The organism is Streptomyces sp. AHU1, assembly GCF_045343905.1.
Lineage (GTDB): Bacteria > Actinomycetota > Actinomycetes > Streptomycetales > Streptomycetaceae > Streptomyces > Streptomyces triticiradicis.
The window spans coordinates 8,377,931-8,395,395 of record NZ_CP174283.1; the positions used below are offsets into that span (position 1 = coordinate 8,377,931).

Here is a 17,465-nt window from a genome sequence, read left to right on the forward strand (position 1 = left end):
CGGTCCGCCGCGGGACGGGCCGGAGCGGGCGGAGGTCCCGTGACCTCTTGCCTGTCCCGGGACCTCGGCGCACGCTGGGGGCATGGGAGCTCGGGACGGGCCCACGCTGATCACCTCCGTTCAGCGGGCCTTCCGCCTGTTGGAGGCGGTGAGCGCGCACGAGAACGGCGCGCCCGCCAAACAGCTGGCACGCGAGACCGAGCTGCCGCTGGCCACCGCCTACCACCTGCTGCGGACCCTCGTCCACGACGGATACGTACGCAAACTCGACGACGGCGGGTTCATCCTGGGTGACAAGATGCAGACGCTGCAGACCCAGGGCCGCGGACAGGCACTGCTCAGCCGCGTCCGCCCCACGCTCGCCGCCCTGCGCGACGAAATCGCCTCGGCCGCCTACCTCACCTTCTACGAGGAGGGCGAGATCAGGGTCGCCGAGATCGTCGACGGACCCAGGGCGCCCAGGGTCGACCTGTGGGTCGGGTTCGAGGACGCCGGGCACGCCACCGCGCTGGGCAAGTCCGTGCTGCGGGAACTGGACGAGGAGTCCCGCAACGACTACCTCGCCCGTCACACCCTCGCCGATCTCACTCCGCGGACGATCACGAGCCGGCGGCAGCTGTTGCGGAGCCTGGCCTCGTCGCCGATGGCCCCGGCCGTCACGGACCTGGAGGAGTACTCTCTCGGAACGGTCTGCGTCGCCGTACCCGTCTACAGCGGGGACACGTTGGGCTCGCTCGGCGTGTCGCTCCCGGCCGAACGGCTGTCCCGGCTCGACGAGGTCCTGACCCGGCTGATCCCGACCGCGAACCGGGTGACCAGGAGCCTGTCGCTCACTATTTGAAATCCCCGCGCTTGTGGAGCTTGCTCCGAACGTCTTTCCTGAATCAATCGGACATTTCAGATGATCGACCCAGGTGAGGACTGCGCACGCACATGAGTCGGGCCCGAGAGCACGGTAGCGAGCACTGGCACGGACGGACGTTCAGGAACCGAGCCGCCTGTTTCGGGGCTGCGGGCCGCAAGCACGCGGCCCGCTTCGCCCGCGGCACGTCGATGCTCCCCTTCCTGTTCGTCGCCGCCGTCGTGTTCGTCGACCTGGCCGGCGGCGCGGGCATGATCTGGCTGCCGCTGCTGGCCGCCGGACCGGCGCTGGCGGCCATCACCAGCCGGCCGTGCGGGGTTCTGGGCGTCGGCTTCCTCGCCGCGGCGCTGAGCGCGGTGCTCGGCATCCGGGACGGCGTTCCGGGCGGCGAGCTCACGGCCGTCCTGTCCGCCCTGTCGGCCGTCACCCTGGCGAGCGCCCTGGCCAGCGCGCTGCGCTGGCGTCGGGAGCGGGTCCTCGCGGCCGTCCGTTCGGTGGCGGAGGCGGCCCAGCACGCCCTCCTCGCCCCCATACCGGCGAACGTCGGGCCCTTCCAGGTGGCCGTCCGCTACAGCGCCGCCGCCGCGGAGGCCCGGATCGGCGGGGACCTCTACGCGCTGGTGCCCACACCGTACGGCGTCAGGATGATCGTCGGAGATGTCCGGGGCAAGGGGCTGCCGGCCGTGGGTACGGCCGCGCTCGTGCTCGGTGTCTTCCGCGAGGCCGCCTACGACGAGCCCGACCTCCTCGCCGTCGTCGCCAGGATCGAGCGGAGTCTGGCCCGTAACCTGGGCCACGACGACTTCGTGACCGCCGTGGTCGCCGGGTACCCGGAACCGGGCCGGCTGGAGGTCGTCAACTGCGGGCACGCGCCCCCGCTGCACGTCCGCGCGTCCGGGAGCGTCGTGTCGGTCGACCCCGTGGACCCCGCCCCGCCCCTCGGACTGCGGGCCCTGACGGGGGAGACCCCGAGCCTGCAGGTGCTGCCCCTGGCCGACGGCGACCAGCTCCTGCTGTACACCGACGGAGTCACCGAGGCCCGTGACCACGGCCGCGAGTTCTACGCGCTCGCCGAAGGGCTGGCCCGGCACGTCTCCGACGAGCCGGCCTCCACCCTCGCCGCGCTCGAAGCGGAACTGCAGGACCACGTGGGCGGCCGTCTGCACGACGACGCCGCGCTGCTCCTGCTCCGCAAGCCGGCCGCCGCCGATCCGTCACCCGTGGTCGTCGCGGGCGGCGGCTCCGTCGTCGTCCCCTCCCCGCCCCAGCCCTCCGCCGCGGGTGTGAGCTGCGGCAGGGACCGGGGGTAGCCGCTCCGGAGGGGGAGGGGCGGCGTCCGGCGCGCGCCCCGGCGAGCGGCGGCGGACAGGTTTCGCGGAACGGCTCAGTGCCGGGCGAACTGGAGCCGGGTCGCCTGCACCGCGTCGGGGCGCAGCGCGATGCCGTCGACGGTCAGACGTTCACCGTAGATGTCGGTGACCCTGATCGTGCCGCCGCATCCGCCGCCGTCCTCGGCGAGGAAGTAGTTGTAGTCGGTGCGGGGCAGCCGCCGCCATCCGCCGCCGGTGCGCAGTTCGAGCCGGGCCACCGGATTCCGGTGGCCGAGCACCTGGACCGCGCACCAGTAGCGGCTGGACCCCGTCTTGTAGCGGAGCGCGACCGTGTCGGAGTCGCCGGGGCTCAGCAGCTCCCAGGTGACCGGGATCCGGCCGGCCGACGGGTCCGCGAGCCGGGCGAACGCCTGGGCGCTGAGGTCGAGCTGCCCGGGGGCGCAGCCCGTCGGGCACTCGTTGGTGATCCGGACCGTGACGGTCGCTCCGTCGGCCGCGCGCACCAGCACGTACGCCCCGCACGCCTTGGACGTCTCGTAGTCGGTGTGGTTCATCGCCGCGGTCATGAGGTCGTCGCTCGGACCGTAGGAACAGGAGCCGCCCTCGCCGGTCCCGGCGTCATAGGTGGTCGCAACTCCCCGGTAGCCGGTTCCCGGGCGGATCCGTCCCACCAGTGAAGCGGTCGTGGTCGTGGCCCGGGAGGTGCGCGACGCCGACGGCCGCGCCGGGGCGGCGGAGGGGCGGGCCTTCGCGGCCGGGGCCGAGGTCGGGGAGACGGCCGGACCCGGCGACCGTGTCGCGGCGGGGGACGCGGACGCGGCCGAGGACGCCCGGCCGGGAGCCGCGGTCGCCCGGGAACCCGCGACCGCCGTGGCCGCGGTGTGCTCCGCGTCGGTCCGGTGGCCGGGCCGGCACGCGGCGGCCAGGCAGACCAGAGCGCCTGCCGCGACCAGTGCGACCGGGGCGAGCGCCCACGGCCCCGGCCGGTGTCCACGCCGCCGCGCGGCCTGCCTCGTTTCCTTCATGCGCATCCGTCCGGGAGATCGAGCCGTTCGTGTGCCCGTCAGTGGCCGCCGGGAGCGAAAAGGTTGCCGCCCGTTCTCCACGGCCACCGGACCGCGCCGGATGCCGGATTCCGCCCGGACGCCGGTCACCCCCGCCCGGCGCGGGCGGGCGGTGTCACCACGGACGGCGGGGCGGCAAGGTCACGTCGAACGGATGCGGCGGATCCGTTTCCGGCCCCGGGCCGTTCCCGGTACTTCGACGAGGCGGTGGCTCAGCGCGGACAGCGGCAGCAGCACGGCGAAGAAGGCCGCTTCGAGCACGGGATCGTCGTGCCGGCTCCGGCCGATCACGCCGTCGCTCACCGCGAGCAGGACCGGATGCACCAGGTACACCGAGTAGCTGATCGTCCCCAGCCAGATCAGGGCGCGCGGAAACCTCCGGTGGCGCAGCGCCAGGGCCACGCCGAAGGTGAGCACCGCCAGCAGGAAGGCCGTGATCCAGCCGCGCCGCGCGAAATGAGCCCCCTCGCCCCGCACGTACGCGCTCCCCACGGCGCAGACCAGCACCACGACGGCCGCGCGGGCCGCGCACGGCCAGGTGCTCCCCCCGCTCTCCGCCCGCCGGACGGCGGTGCCGAGGAACATCACGGCCAGGATCACCAGGCCCTCCCAGAGGGGAACGGTGCCGTTGAAGGCGACCAGGACCAGCGCGAGCACACCTCCCGCCACGGCCCCCGGCACCCGCAGCGCGGACGGCCCGGAACTCCCGCAGAGGACGGCGGTCACCAGCGCCGCCGAAGCGAGCGCGACGAGGGGGCCGGTGCCGACGGCGGAGGACAACGCGGACGCCCGTGGCACGAACGCCGCCGTCGCGCTCACCGCGGCCAGCGTTCCCAGAACCACCGCGACGGTCGCCGGCCGCCGGTGCAGCCGGACCGTGAACAGGGCGACCACCAGGAGGTAGAAGGCCAGCTCGTACGACAGCGTCCACAGGACGAGGACGGCACTCGGCGTCCCCAGCAGTTCCTGGAGGAGGGTGAGATGGGCGACGGCGACCGTGACGGGGTCCCGCCCGGCGAAGCGGGCACCCATGTGGACGACGCCCAGCAGATTCAGCGCCAGGACCGAGCCCACCACGGCGGCCCACAGCGGGTAGATGCGAAAGGCCCGTCCGGTCCAGAAGGCCCGGACGGAGCCCCGGCGCTCGAGCGAGGCGGGGATGACGTAGCCGCTCACCAGGAAGAACAGCATGACGCCGTACCGGCCGAGGTTCAGCTGGGGCATCACCTGCTCTCGGAACTGGGCCATGAAGGCGTGGGACGAATGCTCGACCGCCACGAGGAGCGCGGCGAGACCGCGCAGCGCGTCGAGCCAGCCCAGCCGCGCGGGACCGGCGTCGTCGCCGGACACGGGTGGACAGGGTGCCGCGGAAGGCCGGTGCGAGAGCGGCCGCGGAATCGGAGGTTCAGGTTCCATGGGATTGCCTGCCTGGGCCGGGTTCTGTGGGTGAGGGGTTCGCCGGTCCGGCCGGGAAACGGGCACGGCGAGCGGGGCGGCCCGGTCCGGCGGTCCGCCGGCGGTCCGCCGGCGGTCGGCGCGCGAGGCCGCGGATGCCGCACGGAAGTGCGGACGCCCGGTGGCGCGGCACGGGACGCACCCTGAAGGGACGGCTCTCGCCAGGATCACCCACGCGTCGTCCGGCGGCGCGCTCAAGCGGGTCGGTAAGGGAGAGGAAGGGGTGGGGGGACGAAGTCCCGGCTGCCGCGGCAGCGCGCGGGTGATGCCGGGCGGCCGCCGTCGGGGCGCACCGGGCGGCGGGTCGTCATGGCCCGGACTCCGTGCCGCGGCGGAGCCCCCCGGCCGGGCGGGCTGCCCGGCCGGGGATCACGGCGCCCGGCCGCCCCGCCCCTCGCGGCCCGGGTCCCGCTTCTCCCGCGGTGCTCCGGCCGATCGGGTCGCGGGGCCCGCCGCGGGTCTGCCGCTAGGAGTTGTCCGGCGCGGTGGGTTTCACCGGGACGCAGGGCTTGATCCCGCTCCTGGTCGTGAAGACGTCGACCCGGTGCGGTTCGGTGTGTCCGCTGAGGTTCTCGAAGACCAGCACGTTGCCCGGGCGCAGACTGATTTCCCGGGGAAACTGCTGAACGAGGATGGGCATCCGCGCACCCCGCTCACCGACCCCCCAGACCACTGGTTCCCCCCGGCAGACGTAGCCGGGCGCCAGGACGTCCACGATCACGGCGATGTCGCTCCGGCGCAGTACCACCGCCAGCTCACGCTGAGCACCGACGCCGATGTGCTGGTCCTTGACGGTCAGGGTGACACTGCCGTCACCGTGGCGCTCCACCGCGTACGCGGCGGGGGTGGCCGGCGAACCGGGCGCGACCACCGTGGCGAGGGCGGCCATCGCGCAGCCGACCGCGGCGACGGTGATCCGGCGCACGGTGAGCAGCCGGCGCACCGAGGCACGTGTCCCGCGCTCCGGGGTTCTCGCGCCGGCCGGCGCGGTCTCGCGCCCCGTGCTCCCGCGGAGCGCGATCTCGCGCTTCAGCTCGTCGAGCAGCCGGTCCTCGAACGTCGGCGTCGAGTTCATGCCTCTCCCCTTTTCACGTACAGCAGCGCCGCGTTCGATGTCCGCTCCCGTGACGGGCCGCCGGACGCGCGTACGGCCGCCGCGCCCTGCTCCGGGGCCCGGGAGTCGGCTTCCGCCCGCAGTGCCTTGCGTGCCCGGTGCAGCCGGACCCGGGCGGTCACCTGGCGGATCCCGAGAGCCGCCGCCGCTTCGGTGACCGTGAGCTGGTCCACGGCGATCAGCTCCATGACGGCGCGCTCGCCCTCGGGGAGCCGGGCGAGCGCGGCCAGGACACGCCGGCCGGGGCTCTCGGCGTCGAGCTTGTCCTCCAGGCGGACGATGTCGTCGGCGTCCAGCAGCCGCCGTCCCCGGAACCGCAGGTCCCGTTCGGCCTCCCGGGCGACCCGGCGGCGCTCCGACGACACGACGTTGCGCGCGATGCCGTACAGCCAGGCCCGCTCGCTGCCGAGGGCCGGCCGGTAGGTGTGGGCCGAGTCGAGGACGGCGAGGAAGATCTCGGCCGTCAGGTCGGCGGCGGTGTGCGGGTCGTCGACCCGGCGGGCCACGAAACGCGTCACGGCGTCGACATGACCCCGGTAGAACGCTTCGAAGAGCCGGGGGTCGCGCGCCGCTGCGGCGGGCCCGCCCCGTATCGGTTCCGCGCCGTCCACAGGCGTCTCCTTCGTGTCGCGGGCCCCTCGGTCCTTCACGGCGGAGGTTCCCGGAGTGCTTCAGAGTCTCTTCACCCGTTCTTGGACAGCGGTGCGAAAAGCGTTACAGGAGCTGGAGGGGGCGCGGGTGGCGGGCGGTTCCCGGTGGTACGGGCCGCAGGGAACCGCCCGTACCCAGGAGGACGGCGGCCGCCCCGTCCCGGGTTCAGCCGCCGTCGGGTGCCCGGGCGCCCACCGCGTTCCGCGTGCTCCTGGCGGGGTGGGGAAGGAGTGCCGCCGCGGTGAGTCCGAGCAGCCCGAGGACGGCGAGGGTGACCATGGCGGCGGCGTACGAGCGAGTGGTGAAGCCGGCCACGAGGATCGTGCCGGCGACGGCGGTACCCAGCGAGGAGCCGAGGTTCGACACGCTGCGGGACAGGCCGGAGATCTCGCCCTGCCGGTCCTCGGTGAAGCTCGACTGGACGATGTTGACCGAGGGGGTCAGCATCACCCCGAGCCCCAGTCCGACCAGGAGGAGTCCGGGCGCGAAGGCCCAGGCGCCGGCGAAGCTGTCGACCATCGCGATGAGGAGGACGACGCCGGCGATGGTGACGACGAAGCCCGTGATGATCAGGGTGCGCTGCGGGCGGCGTTCGGCGAGACGCTGGGCGGCCAGGGAGGTCGCGAGCAGACCGAGGGTGGCGGCCGTGAAGATGACACCGGTCTCGATGGCGTCGTAGCCGCGCACCACCTGGAGGTAGGCGGCCACGGTGAACGAGGTGCCCATGAGCAGCAGCCACTGGATGTTCTGGGTGATGAGCCCCAGATTGGAGGTGCGGTCACGGAACAGACTGACGGACAGCAGCGGTTCCTCTCCCGCCGACTCGAGGGCGCGCACGTGGCGGAAGAACCACAGCAGCGTCAGGGCGCCGAGGACGAGCAGACCGGCCATCAGCCACACGTCGTTGTCGGCGGCCAGGATGCCCATGACGACGAGGACCAGTCCCGCGGCCGACAGGACGGCCCCGACGGTGTCGAAGGGCCGTCTCGGGTCCGGCGGCAGGGGGTCCTCCAGATGCCGGCTCAGCACGATGATGAGGGCGATGACCAGGGCCTGGAACACGAAGGCGGCCCGCCAGCTGATCCACGAGGTGATGAGTCCGCCGATCAGCGGACCGGCCGCGGCGCCGATCCCGCCGAGCGCCATGACGACCCCGAAGGCCCGCGCGCGGGAGGTCATGTCCTCGAAGAGGAGCGTCGTGAGGATGTAGACGGGCGGGATCAGCAGGGCCGTCCCGATACCCTCGAGGATCGAGTTGCCGAGGATGAGGACACCGAGGCCGGGGGAGACGGCGCTCAGCAGGGCACCGACGCCGTACACCGTCAGACCGGCGAGGAAGCAGCGCTTGCGGCCGTGGCGGTCCGTCAGCTTCCCGCCGGGAATCATCAGCGCGGCCATCACGAGCAGGAAGACCGTGATCGCGACCTGCACGCCCTGCACGGTGGTGTCGAGGTCCTCGCTGATGTCGTTGATCATCACGTTCATGTTGGAGCCGGCGAAGCTGCAGATGAACTGGGCGAGGGCGAGCGGAGCGAGCACACGGCGCTGTGCCGCCGACGGCCGTTTCGCGGGGCCGGTTCCAGCCATCGTCATCCTTCTGGCCACCGGACGTGTGGTGTGGGTGCCGGGCTTCTACGCTCATAGCGTGCGCCGAACACCGGTGGACCGCACGTGGACGGGGTCCGACGGCGGACCCCGGAGGGTGTTCCGGGCATCGGACATGCGTCGGTTCCGGGGATGGGACAGAGTGATGCCATGGGTCGCCTGTGGATGACGTGGTCGATCGAGGGCGTCGGATCGGCCGGCCAGAACGTGGCCGACGTGGAAGCGGCCTGCCGCGCTCTGATCGGCTCGGTGGAGCGGGCCCGGCGCGCCTTCGAGGTGCAGGAGCCGTGGGAGGAGCTCCGCGAGTCGGCGCTGATCGTCCAGGAGCAGATCCTGGGTCCGGGGCGCGAGGCCCTCGACCAGGGCCGGCAGTGGACCTCGACCCTGAAGGGCGTGAGCATCCTGCTGGTTCCGCGCGAGTGAACCGTCCGGGCGCCGGGCCGGGGCCGGCGGACGACGTGCCTTCCGTCCGCCCCGTCCGCCCGTGGCACCGCCCGGCCGCGTGGTGCTCCCCCCGCCGCCGGGCGTACCGCGTCCCCGGGTTCTGCCCGGAGCGTCAGGCGTCCGCCGCCAGGGGCACCACATCGGTCGCCCGACGGAAGGCGGGGTGGTCGCCCAGGCGGCGGACGTACTCCTGGAGCCGGGGGTGGGAACGGAGGGCGTCGGACCGGCCCAACGCGGTCAGCGCCACCCACGCGTCCACGTCCGCCGCCGTCAGGCTGTCGCCCAGCACGTAGGGACCGGAGGCGAGCCGACGGTCCAGCAGCTCCAGTGCCGCCGTGAGCTCCGGCGGACAGGCGGACGGAGTGACATCACGGTCCAGCAGATCGCGCAGGGCCTCGATGTCGGCGCCGAGGGACGGGGGACGGAGCGTGGAAGGACATGCCGTGGTGTGGCCGGAGAGCAGTCCGGCGAGATCGCGGAGGATGTCGGGCGTGTGGTTGCTGACGATGCGTCCGCTCCAGCGGTCGCACAGCGCGGGCGCCGTCAGCGGTCCGTCGAAGTGGTGCTCGGTGGCCTCGTAGGCACGGCGCAGCGAGGCGAAGGCGTCGGGGGTGCGCTCGGGGTCCACGAGGAGCGTGGTGGCGACCGATTCCTTCGGACCGAGCAGTCCGAGGGTGATGGCGATGCGCAGCGAAAGGGGACAACTCCGTGACAGATACAGCTCGTAGCGGTGCGGAGCCGGGTAGAAGCCGCCGGCGAGGCCCACACCGATACGGCTGTCGACACGGTGGGGGAGGGCGGGCGACGCGGCCGCCGGCTGGAGACGCAGGGTCGAGGGGAGCGAGACCGGCTCACAAGGGCGTGAGCCGGTGGTGCTGGACGTGCGCGAAGCTGTCTCGGGCATGACTCTCCCTGGGGGAAGAAGGAAGCCACCGCCGCCTTATGGGCACCAGCGGCCGAATGCGGATCGACTGCGCTCGTCGCGCCGGTCCGGATCGAACGGACCGGCCGCGGATCAGTAAGCGCTGGAGACACGCAACAGATCGATGTGCAGGCGCCTCGTCAAGCCGTTCCTCGGCATTCCCACCGGTCCCGATTCCAGGGCTCGCGAGACGCGAGACCGCGCTTGCCCCGCCGCACCGGCGGGACCCGGTCGTCACCCGGGGCACCCCGTCGCAGCGGAAGGGTTGCCTGCCAGCGGGCCGGGGCCGATGACCACTGGAGGGAGTTCTACCCCCACCATGGGCGCTGACAATCGTGACCGTCCATGTCAGTCTCGACGGGCTCCGTTGCGCCGTCAAGAAGGCGGTACGAGTGGTCTCACCTGGTGGTCACGCGCATTGACATTCTTTTCGGGGCGGGCCTAACGTGCGGCCCACCAAGGGGATTCCTTCCGACCGGAGAAGAGATGGTGACGGTGACGCACACAGCCGAGGGGACGGCCGCATGGCGGCGCCTCGGCCGCGATGTGCTGTGCGCCGACCGCTCCGTGGACCTGCTGCGCGTCAACAGCGCGCTGTGTAGCGGTCCGTGTCGCCCCGTCAGCCAGGGCTGACGCTTCCTCCGCGTCACTGACGACCACCGCCGTCGCGGTGCGTCCCCTCCTGTCCAGCCCCCGTCGTCCGCGCGACCGCGCACCGCCGTGTCCGAGCCGCCTCCCGGCTCGCACGGTGCCGTGCGCCCGCGAGAACGCGGGGAGTCCGAATCCGCTGGAGCTCTCCATGAGTCAACCTCCCGGCAGCGCCGTGTCCTTCGGACCGGCGACGCCAGCCGATGCGATCCCCCGTACCGGCTTGCCCGCCCCGTCCGAACCCGTGGCGGCCCGGCGGGTCCTTCCGCTCCGGCGTCCCGGCCGCTGGATCGTCACGGCCGTCGTGCTCGTGCTGGTCGCCCAGATCGCCCACGGCCTGGTGACCAACCCCTTCTACCAGTGGGACCGCTTCCGGTACTGGTTCCTCCGGCCGGCCGTTCTCGACGGCCTGCTCATCACCCTCGAAGTCACGCTCTACAGCGCCCTGTCGGGCCTGCTGGGCGGAATCCTGCTGGCCCTGGCCCGGCTCTCCCCGAGCCCGGTGCTCCGCGCGGTGAGCTGGGTCTACACCTGGCTGTTCCGGTCGGTGCCGCTGATCGTGGTCCTGCTGTTCCTCTACAACTTCAGCGCGCTGTACCAGACGCTGAGCCTGGGCGTTCCGTTCGGGCCGGCCTTCCTCACCTTCGACGAGTCCCGCCTGGCCACCGACATGGCCGTCGCCGTCGTGGGACTGAGCCTGAACGAAGCGGCGTACGCCTCCGAAGTGGTGCGCGGCGGCCTCCTCTCCGTGGACCAGGGGCAGCACGAAGCGGCCGCCGCCCTGGGCCTGCCGAAGCGGTACCGGTTCGCGAGGATCGTCTTCCCGCAGGCGCTGCGCTCCATCGTCCCCAACTACGTGAACCAGCTGATCGGTCTGATCAAGGGCACCTCGCTGGTCTTCTACGTCTCCCTGCTGGACCTGTTCGGCTCCGTGCAGAGCATGGGCAGCACCTACCCCGGCGACATCGTGCCGCTGCTCCTCGTCGCCACCGCCTGGTACCTGATCCTCACCAGCGTCGTGTCCGTCGTCCAGTTCTACGTCGAGCGGCACTACTCGCGGGGCGCGCTGCGCACCTTGCCGCCGACCCCGTTGCAGAAGGCGCGAAGCGGTCTGCGTGACCTGCGGGCGCGGATCCGGAGGGAGACGGCGGTATGAGCGGCGAGACGAACAGCCCGGCGCCCGCGGCCGTCGACGTGCTCGACGTCCACAAGTGGTACGGCGCCCACCATGTGCTGAAGGGGGTCCGGCTGACCGTGCGGCCGGGAGAGGTGACGGTCGTCGTCGGCCCGTCCGGATCCGGCAAGTCCACCCTGCTGCGCGTGATCAACCACCTGGAGAAGCCCGAGGCCGGCCACGTCAGTCTGAACGGCGAGCTCGTCGGCGTACGCAGGCAGGGCGACCGCCTGAGGGAGCTGAGCGAGCGGGTCATCCTGGCCCAGCGCGGCCGCATCGGTTTCGTGTTCCAGAACTTCAACCTCTTCCCGCACCTGACCGTGCTGGACAACGTGGCCGCGGCTCCGGTGGCGGTCGGCAGGCTCTCCAAGCCGGAGGCCCGGAACCTGGCGCGCGATCTGCTCGCGCGGGTGGGCCTGGCGGACAAGGCCCAGGCCTACCCCCGGCAGTTGTCGGGCGGGCAGCAGCAGCGCGTGGCCATCGCCCGCGCCCTCGCCCTGCGGCCCGGAGTCATCCTCTTCGACGAACCGACGTCGGCGCTCGACCCCGAACTCGTCGGCGAAGTGCTCGCCGTCATCAAGGACCTGGCCCACAGCGGCACCACCCTCGTCATCGTCACCCACGAGATCGGCTTCGCCCGTGAGATCGCCGACCGGGTGGTCTTCATGGACGGCGGCCGGATCGTCGAACAGGGCACGCCCGCGGAGGTGTTGGACCATCCGCGACAGGAACGGACCAGGGACTTCCTGAGCAAGGTGCTCTGAGCCCGCGCGGGGCGAGGCGTCCCCGCCCGAAGACCCGCGGCCCGCCGGGACCGCGCCCCCACATCCCACCGCACACCCCAGAAGGACAGTCATGCGCGCCATCAGCCCGAACAGCAGAGTTCTCCGCGGCGTCACGGCCACCGCCGCCGTCGCCTCCCTCGCCGTCTCGCTCGCCGCCTGCGGGGGAGACGGCGACGCCGCCACCCGGACACGGACCGACGCGGCCGGAACCGTGACCGTGGGCGCACTCTCCAACGGGGCCGCGAAGGAGACCGCGCTGAAGGTGTCCGAGGTGAAGTCGATCAGCGCCGAGCTGCCCGAGTCCGTGGCCGAGAGGGGCACGTTGGTGGTGGGCATCGGCGCACTGCCCGCCGGGTCACCGCCGTTGAACTTCGTCGGCGAGGACCAGAAGACGCTCACCGGCAGCGAACCCGACCTCGGCAAGCTGGTCGCCGCGGTCCTCGGGCTGAAGCCGGTGGTGAAGAACTCGACCTGGGAGAACCTGTTCGTCGGGATCGACAGCGGCAAGGTCGACGTCGCCTTCTCCAACGTCACCGACACCGAGGAGCGCAAGAGGAAGTACGAGTTCGCCTCGTACCGGAAGGACAACCTCGCCTTCGAGGTCCCGAAGACGAGCACGTGGAACTTCGACGGCGACTACCGCAACCTCGCCGGCAAGACGGTCGCGGTGGGCGCCGGCACCAACCAGGAGAAGATCCTGCTGGAGTGGAAGGAGAAGCTGGCCAAGGCCGGCAAGAAGCTCACCGTCAAGTACTACCAGGACAACAACGCCGTGGCCCTGGCGCTGACCAGCGGGAGGATCGACACCTACTTCGGGCCCAACCCCGCCGTCGCCTATCACGTCACCCAGACCGCCGAGTCCCCCCACCCGACCCGCGACGCGGGGCAGTTCTCCGGCGCGGGCGCGACGATCCAGGGTCTGATCGCGGCCACCGCGAAGAAGGACAGCGGACTCGCGAAGCCGGTCGCCGACGCCATCGACCACCTGATCGAGAACGGTCAGTACGCCAAGTGGCTGGCGGCCTGGAACCTCTCGAGCGAGGCGGTGAAGACCTCCGAGGTCAACCCGCCCGGCCTGCCGCTCGACAACTCCTGAACCACCGTCCGCCCGGGGGGAGTCCACCGAACCCCCGGGCGGACGGCAGGCCGCGTGGGAGAGACGGGAAGAAGTCCGGCAGCGGGAAGAGGCCCGGCAGCGGGAAGAAAAGGCACAGCCGTGCGGTTGCGCTTGTTCAGGACCCCTGGCGTCCCGCCGGGGACCGGCGGAGAAGAACCCCGGGAACACCGGACCGAGAAGGCGGAGGTGAGGCACGTGCGTCAGGCGCCCCACCGCGTGCCGAGGCCGCTCCCGCCCCGCCGCCCGTACCTGTACGGCCGGCCGCACATCGATCTGCTGCGGGTCGCCGGCGCGCTCTGTCGTCCCTGACCCGTTCCCACGCGGCCACGCCCCGCTCACCGGGGCGGGCTTCCTCGTACGGTCGATCAGGAAGGCACCTCCGTGTCCTCGTCACCCTCTTTTCTGCACCTCGCCGTCGCGCTGGACGGCGCGGGCTGGCATCCGGCCGCCTGGCGCGAGCCCGTGGCCCGCCCCCACGACCTGCTGACCGCCGCCTACTGGACCGGCCTCGTCACCGAGGCCGAGCGCGGTCTGCTCGACTTCGTGACCATCGAGGACGGGCTCGGCCTCCAGTCCTCCTCGCCCACCGGACCCGACGGGCGCACCGACCAGGTCCGCGGCCGCCTGGACGCCGTCCTCATCGCGTCGCGGGTCGCGCCGCTGACACGCCGCATCGGCTTGGTGCCGACCGTCGTGGCCACCCACACCGAGCCGTTCCACATATCCAAGGCGATCGCCACCCTCGACCACGTGAGCTCCGGCCGCGCGGGCCTGCGCGTCCAGGTCAGCGCACGCCGGAACGAGGCGGCGCACTTCGGGCGGCGCACCTTCCCGCCGTTCCGCTTCGAGGACTACGACACGCCCGCCGCGCAGGAGTTGGTGACCGAGCTCTTCGACGAGGCCGCCGACCACGTCGAGGTCGTGCGCAGGCTCTGGGACAGCTGGGAGGACGACGCCGAGATCCGGGACGCCGCCACCGGCCGCTTCATCGACCGCGACAAGCTGCACTACATCGACTTCGAAAGCAGGAACTTCCGCGTCAAGGGTCCCTCGATCACGCCCCGGCCCCCGCAGGGACAGCCGATCGTCAGTGCCCTGGCCCACGCCACCGCCCCGTACCGGCTGGTGGCCCGGGCCGCCGACATCGGCTACGTCACCCCGCACGACGCCGGGCAGGCACGTGCCGTCGTCGAGGCGATCCGCGCCGAGCAGACCGCGGCGGGCCGGGAGGACGAGACCCTGCACGTCTTCGGCGACCTCGTGGTCTTCCTGGACGACGACCCCGGTGCCGCGAGGGCCCGCCGCGAACGACTGGACGCCCTCGCGGGCGGTCCGTACACGAGCGATGCCTTGATCTTCACCGGCACGTCTGTCCAACTGGCTGACCTGCTTCAGGAGTTGAGTGGGGCGGGACTGTCCGGATTCCGGCTGCGGCCCGCCGTCGCCGGACACGACCTCCCCGCGATCACCCGTGCCCTGGTACCCGAACTCCAGCGCCGTGACGCGTTCCGGCGGGCCTACGAGGCGGACACCCTGCGCGGGCTGCTCGGACTGGCCCGCCCCGCGAACCGCTACGCCACGACCGCCTGAGCCGGAAGGACCCCGACCATGAGCAAACCGCTCAAGCAGATCCACCTCGCGGCGCACTTCCCCGGCGTCAACAACACCACCGTGTGGAGCGATCCCGAGGCCGGCAGCCACATCGAGTTCAGCTCGTTCGCGCACTTCGCGCGGACCGCGGAGCGCGCCAAGTTCGACTTCCTGTTCCTCGCCGAGGGCCTGCGGCTGCGTGAACAGGGCGGAAAGATCTACGACTTGGACGTCGTGGGCCGGCCCGACACCTTCACGGTCCTCGCCGCCCTCGCCGCCGTCACCGAACACCTCGGCCTGACCGGCACCATCAACTCCACCTTCAACGAGCCCTACGAGGTGGCCCGCCAGTTCGCGAGCCTCGACCACCTCTCCGGCGGACGCGCCGCCTGGAACGTCGTCACCTCCTGGGACGCCTTCACCGGCGAGAACTTCCGCCGCGGCGGCTTCCTGCCGCAGGAGGAGCGCTACTCCCGGGCCGAGGAGTTCCTGGCCACGGCGAACGAGCTCTTCGACTCCTGGCGCGGCGACGAGATCGTCGCGGACCAGGAGACGGGAACGTTCCTGAGCGACGCCAAGGCCGGAGCCTTCGTCCACGAGGGCCGGCACTTCGACATCGAGGGGCAGTTCAACGTTCCGCGCTCCCCGCAGGGCCGCCCGGTGATCTTCCAGGCCGGCGACTCCGAGGAGGGCCGCGAGTTCGCGGCGTCGAGCGCCGACGCGATCTTCAGCCGGTACGCCACCCTCGAGGAGGGCCAGGCCTTCTACACCGACGTCAAGGCACGCCTGGCCCGCCACGGCCGCCGCCCCGACCAGCTGCTGATCCTGCCCGCCGCGACCTTCGTGCTCGGGGACACCGACGCCGAGGCCGAGGAGCACGCCCGCGAGGTGCGGCGCCTGCAGGTCAGCGGCGCCACCGCCATCAAGCACCTGGAGTTCGTCTGGAACCGCGACCTGTCCGCGTACGACCCGGACGGACCGCTGCCCGAGATCGACCCCGACCTCGGCGAACACACCCTCTCCCGCGGCCGCGCCCAGGTCCGGATGTACCGCGACCCGCTGGCCACCGCCCGGGAGTGGCGGGAGCGGGCGGCCGCCAACAAGTGGTCCATCCGCGACCTCGTCATCGAGACCGGGAACCGGCAGGCCTTCGTGGGCAGCCCGGCGACGGTCGCCGAGGCCATCGACCACTTCGTCCAGGCCGACGCCTCCGACGGCTTCATCCTCGTCCCGCACATCACCCCGGGCGGCCTGGACGCCTTCGCGGACACCGTCGTCCCGCTCCTGCAGGAGCGCGGCACCTACCGCACCGAGTACGAGGGCAGCACCCTGCGCGACCACCTCGGCCTCGCCCACCCCGACGCCGGGGCGCCGACCGCCCCGCACCTGTCCGCCGACCACTGAGGAGGCCCCAGCACATGTCCGACATCCCTCTCGGCGTACTCGACCTGGTTCCGGTCTCCTCGGGTTCCACGGCCGGTGACGCGCTGCGCAACTCCATCGACCTGGCCCGGCGGGCCGAGAGCCTCGGGTACGCCCGCTACTGGTTCGCCGAACACCATCTCAATCCCGGTGTGGCCGGAACCTCGCCAGCCGTCGTCATCGCCCTGACCGCCGCCGCGACCTCGACCATCCGGCTCGGCGCCGGTGCCGTGCAACTCGGCCACCGCACCGCCCTGTCCACCGTCGAGGAGTTCGGTCTGATCGACGCGCTGCACCCCGGGCGCCTCGACCTCGGCCTCGGGCGCTCCGGCGGCCGGCCGTCCGGCAAGCCCGCCGTCCCGCCCGCCACCGTGACCCCGGTGGTCGACGGCCGCGCCCCGAACGGGCTGCGCATCCCGCCCCGCTTCTCCTTCGAGCACCTTCTCGGCTCACCGCGGATCGCCCTGCAGCGCACCCTCCTCCAGCAGCCCGGCGCACAGTCGCAGGACTACGGCGAGCAGATCGACGACATCCTCGCGCTGCTCGCGGGCACCTACCGCTCGCCGGACGGCGTCGAGGCGCACGTCGTCCCCGGGGAGGGTGCCGACCTGGAGGTGTGGATCCTGGGCAGCAGCGGCGGACAGAGCGCCGAAGCGGCCGGCCGGGGCGGGCTCCGGTTCGCCGCGAACTACCACGTCAGTCCGGCCACCGTGCTGGAGGCGGTGGAGGGCTACCGCGCCGCGTTCCAGCCCTCCGACGTCCTCGACAAGCCGTACGTCAGCGTGTCCGCGGACGTCGTCGTCGCCGAGGACGACGAGAAGGCCCGCGAACTCGCCACGGGATACGGCCTCTGGGTCCGCAGCATCCGCACGGCCGAGGGGGCCATCGAGTTCCCCACCCCGGACGAGGCGCGCGCCCACGTCTGGTCGGACGCCGACCGGACGCTCGTCCAGGACCGCCTCGACACTCAGTTCGTCGGCTCCCCGCAGCGGGTGGCCGACCAGTTGGCGCAGCTCCAGGAGGCCACCGGAGCCGACGAACTGCTCGTCACCACGATCACCCACGGACACGCGGACCGGGTGCGGTCGTACGAGCTGCTGGCCGAGGAGTGGCGCACACGGTGACCCACCGCCTCTGCCGGACGTCCCTCGCCCGGGGACCGCCGACCAGGACGGGAACCCGGACACCACCGGTGTGTACGGTGGCGGGAAGATCGCCGTGACCGGCGAACCGGCCGGACCGTGGAAGGAACCACCGAGATCATGCGCGTCATCGTGGCCC

The 17,465-nt window shown here is 72.4% G+C and carries 17 protein-coding genes and 1 riboswitch; of the genes, 10 read left to right on the forward strand and 7 right to left on the reverse strand.

Annotated features, from left to right (window positions below):
* The first annotated feature begins 82 nt into the window (after positions 1-82).
* On the forward strand, positions 83-841 hold the full coding sequence (locus ACICHK_RS36990; protein WP_151471638.1) for an IclR family transcriptional regulator: 759 nt from the start codon (positions 83-85) through the stop codon (positions 839-841).
* 212 nt (positions 842-1,053) lie between these two features.
* On the forward strand, positions 1,054-2,172 hold the full coding sequence (locus tag ACICHK_RS36995; protein WP_406841424.1) for a PP2C family protein-serine/threonine phosphatase: 1,119 nt from the start codon (positions 1,054-1,056) through the stop codon (positions 2,170-2,172).
* A gap of 74 nt (positions 2,173-2,246) precedes the next feature.
* Here the strand turns inward: ACICHK_RS36995 and ACICHK_RS37000 are convergent, their stop codons facing one another.
* The 5 genes from ACICHK_RS37000 to ACICHK_RS37020 all read right to left on the reverse strand — a co-directional run bounded on the left by ACICHK_RS37000 (position 2,247) and on the right by ACICHK_RS37020 (position 8,064).
* Positions 2,247-3,218, reverse strand: a complete 972-nt coding sequence (locus ACICHK_RS37000) for an expansin EXLX1 family cellulose-binding protein (RefSeq protein ID WP_406840358.1) — start codon at positions 3,216-3,218, stop codon at positions 2,247-2,249.
* A 180-nt stretch (positions 3,219-3,398) separates the two neighbouring features.
* Positions 3,399-4,607, reverse strand: a complete 1,209-nt coding sequence (locus ACICHK_RS37005) for an acyltransferase family protein (protein ID WP_406840359.1) — start codon at positions 4,605-4,607, stop codon at positions 3,399-3,401.
* Positions 4,608-5,178: 571 nt separating this feature from the next.
* Complete coding sequence (locus ACICHK_RS37010) at positions 5,179-5,787, reverse strand: hypothetical protein (protein ID WP_406840360.1); 609 nt, start codon at positions 5,785-5,787, stop codon at positions 5,179-5,181.
* Positions 5,784-6,437: an RNA polymerase sigma factor gene (locus ACICHK_RS37015; protein WP_406840361.1), complete on the reverse strand. Its 654-nt coding sequence runs from the start codon at positions 6,435-6,437 to the stop codon at positions 5,784-5,786. The genes ACICHK_RS37010 and ACICHK_RS37015 overlap by 4 nt, the downstream gene beginning before the upstream one ends.
* A 205-nt stretch (positions 6,438-6,642) precedes the next feature.
* Positions 6,643-8,064: an MFS transporter gene (locus ACICHK_RS37020; protein ID WP_406840362.1), complete on the reverse strand. Its 1,422-nt coding sequence runs from the start codon at positions 8,062-8,064 to the stop codon at positions 6,643-6,645.
* 168 nt (positions 8,065-8,232) lie between these two features.
* On the opposite strand from ACICHK_RS37020, the gene ACICHK_RS37025 reads away from it, so the two are divergent.
* Positions 8,233-8,505 (forward strand): hypothetical protein, encoded by a 273-nt coding sequence (locus ACICHK_RS37025; protein WP_151471649.1) that lies wholly within the window; start codon positions 8,233-8,235, stop codon positions 8,503-8,505.
* A gap of 133 nt (positions 8,506-8,638) precedes the next feature.
* On the opposite strand, the gene ACICHK_RS37030 is transcribed toward ACICHK_RS37025, so the two are convergent.
* A complete protein-coding gene (locus tag ACICHK_RS37030; protein ID WP_406840363.1) occupies positions 8,639-9,430 on the reverse strand; it encodes a glutathione S-transferase C-terminal domain-containing protein in 792 nt (263 codons plus the stop codon).
* Between the two features lie 111 nt (positions 9,431-9,541).
* A complete protein-coding gene (locus ACICHK_RS37035; RefSeq protein ID WP_351121255.1) occupies positions 9,542-9,607 on the reverse strand; it encodes a putative leader peptide in 66 nt (21 codons plus the stop codon).
* A gap of 36 nt (positions 9,608-9,643) precedes the next feature.
* A riboswitch (SAM riboswitch) is annotated at positions 9,644-9,789 on the reverse strand.
* 458 nt (positions 9,790-10,247) lie between these two features.
* Here ACICHK_RS37035 and ACICHK_RS37040 point away from each other — a divergent pair.
* The 7 genes from ACICHK_RS37040 (at position 10,248) to ACICHK_RS37070 (ending at position 17,308) form a co-directional block, all read left to right on the forward strand.
* Positions 10,248-11,252 carry an amino acid ABC transporter permease gene (locus ACICHK_RS37040; RefSeq protein ID WP_406840364.1) on the forward strand — a complete coding sequence of 335 codons (1,005 nt, stop codon included), beginning with the start codon at positions 10,248-10,250 and terminating at the stop codon, positions 11,250-11,252.
* On the forward strand, positions 11,249-12,034 hold the full coding sequence (locus tag ACICHK_RS37045; protein ID WP_151471652.1) for an amino acid ABC transporter ATP-binding protein: 786 nt from the start codon (positions 11,249-11,251) through the stop codon (positions 12,032-12,034). The genes ACICHK_RS37040 and ACICHK_RS37045 overlap by 4 nt, the downstream gene beginning before the upstream one ends.
* A gap of 91 nt (positions 12,035-12,125) precedes the next feature.
* Positions 12,126-13,151, forward strand: coding sequence for an ABC transporter substrate-binding protein (locus tag ACICHK_RS37050; protein ID WP_406840365.1), 1,026 nt, complete (start codon positions 12,126-12,128; stop codon positions 13,149-13,151).
* A 237-nt stretch (positions 13,152-13,388) separates the two neighbouring features.
* The gene (locus tag ACICHK_RS37055) at positions 13,389-13,481 is read left to right on the forward strand and encodes a putative leader peptide (protein WP_406841425.1); all 93 of its coding nucleotides are present in this window, start codon (positions 13,389-13,391) and stop codon (positions 13,479-13,481) included.
* Between the two features lie 72 nt (positions 13,482-13,553).
* Positions 13,554-14,762 carry an LLM class flavin-dependent oxidoreductase gene (locus tag ACICHK_RS37060; RefSeq protein WP_406840366.1) on the forward strand — a complete coding sequence of 403 codons (1,209 nt, stop codon included), beginning with the start codon at positions 13,554-13,556 and terminating at the stop codon, positions 14,760-14,762.
* Between the two features lie 18 nt (positions 14,763-14,780).
* Positions 14,781-16,166: an NtaA/DmoA family FMN-dependent monooxygenase gene (locus ACICHK_RS37065; protein WP_406840367.1), complete on the forward strand. Its 1,386-nt coding sequence runs from the start codon at positions 14,781-14,783 to the stop codon at positions 16,164-16,166.
* Between the two features lie 14 nt (positions 16,167-16,180).
* Entirely contained in the window at positions 16,181-17,308 is a 1,128-nt protein-coding gene (locus ACICHK_RS37070; protein ID WP_406840368.1) for an LLM class flavin-dependent oxidoreductase, read from the forward strand.
* Positions 17,309-17,465: the final 157 nt, after the last annotated feature.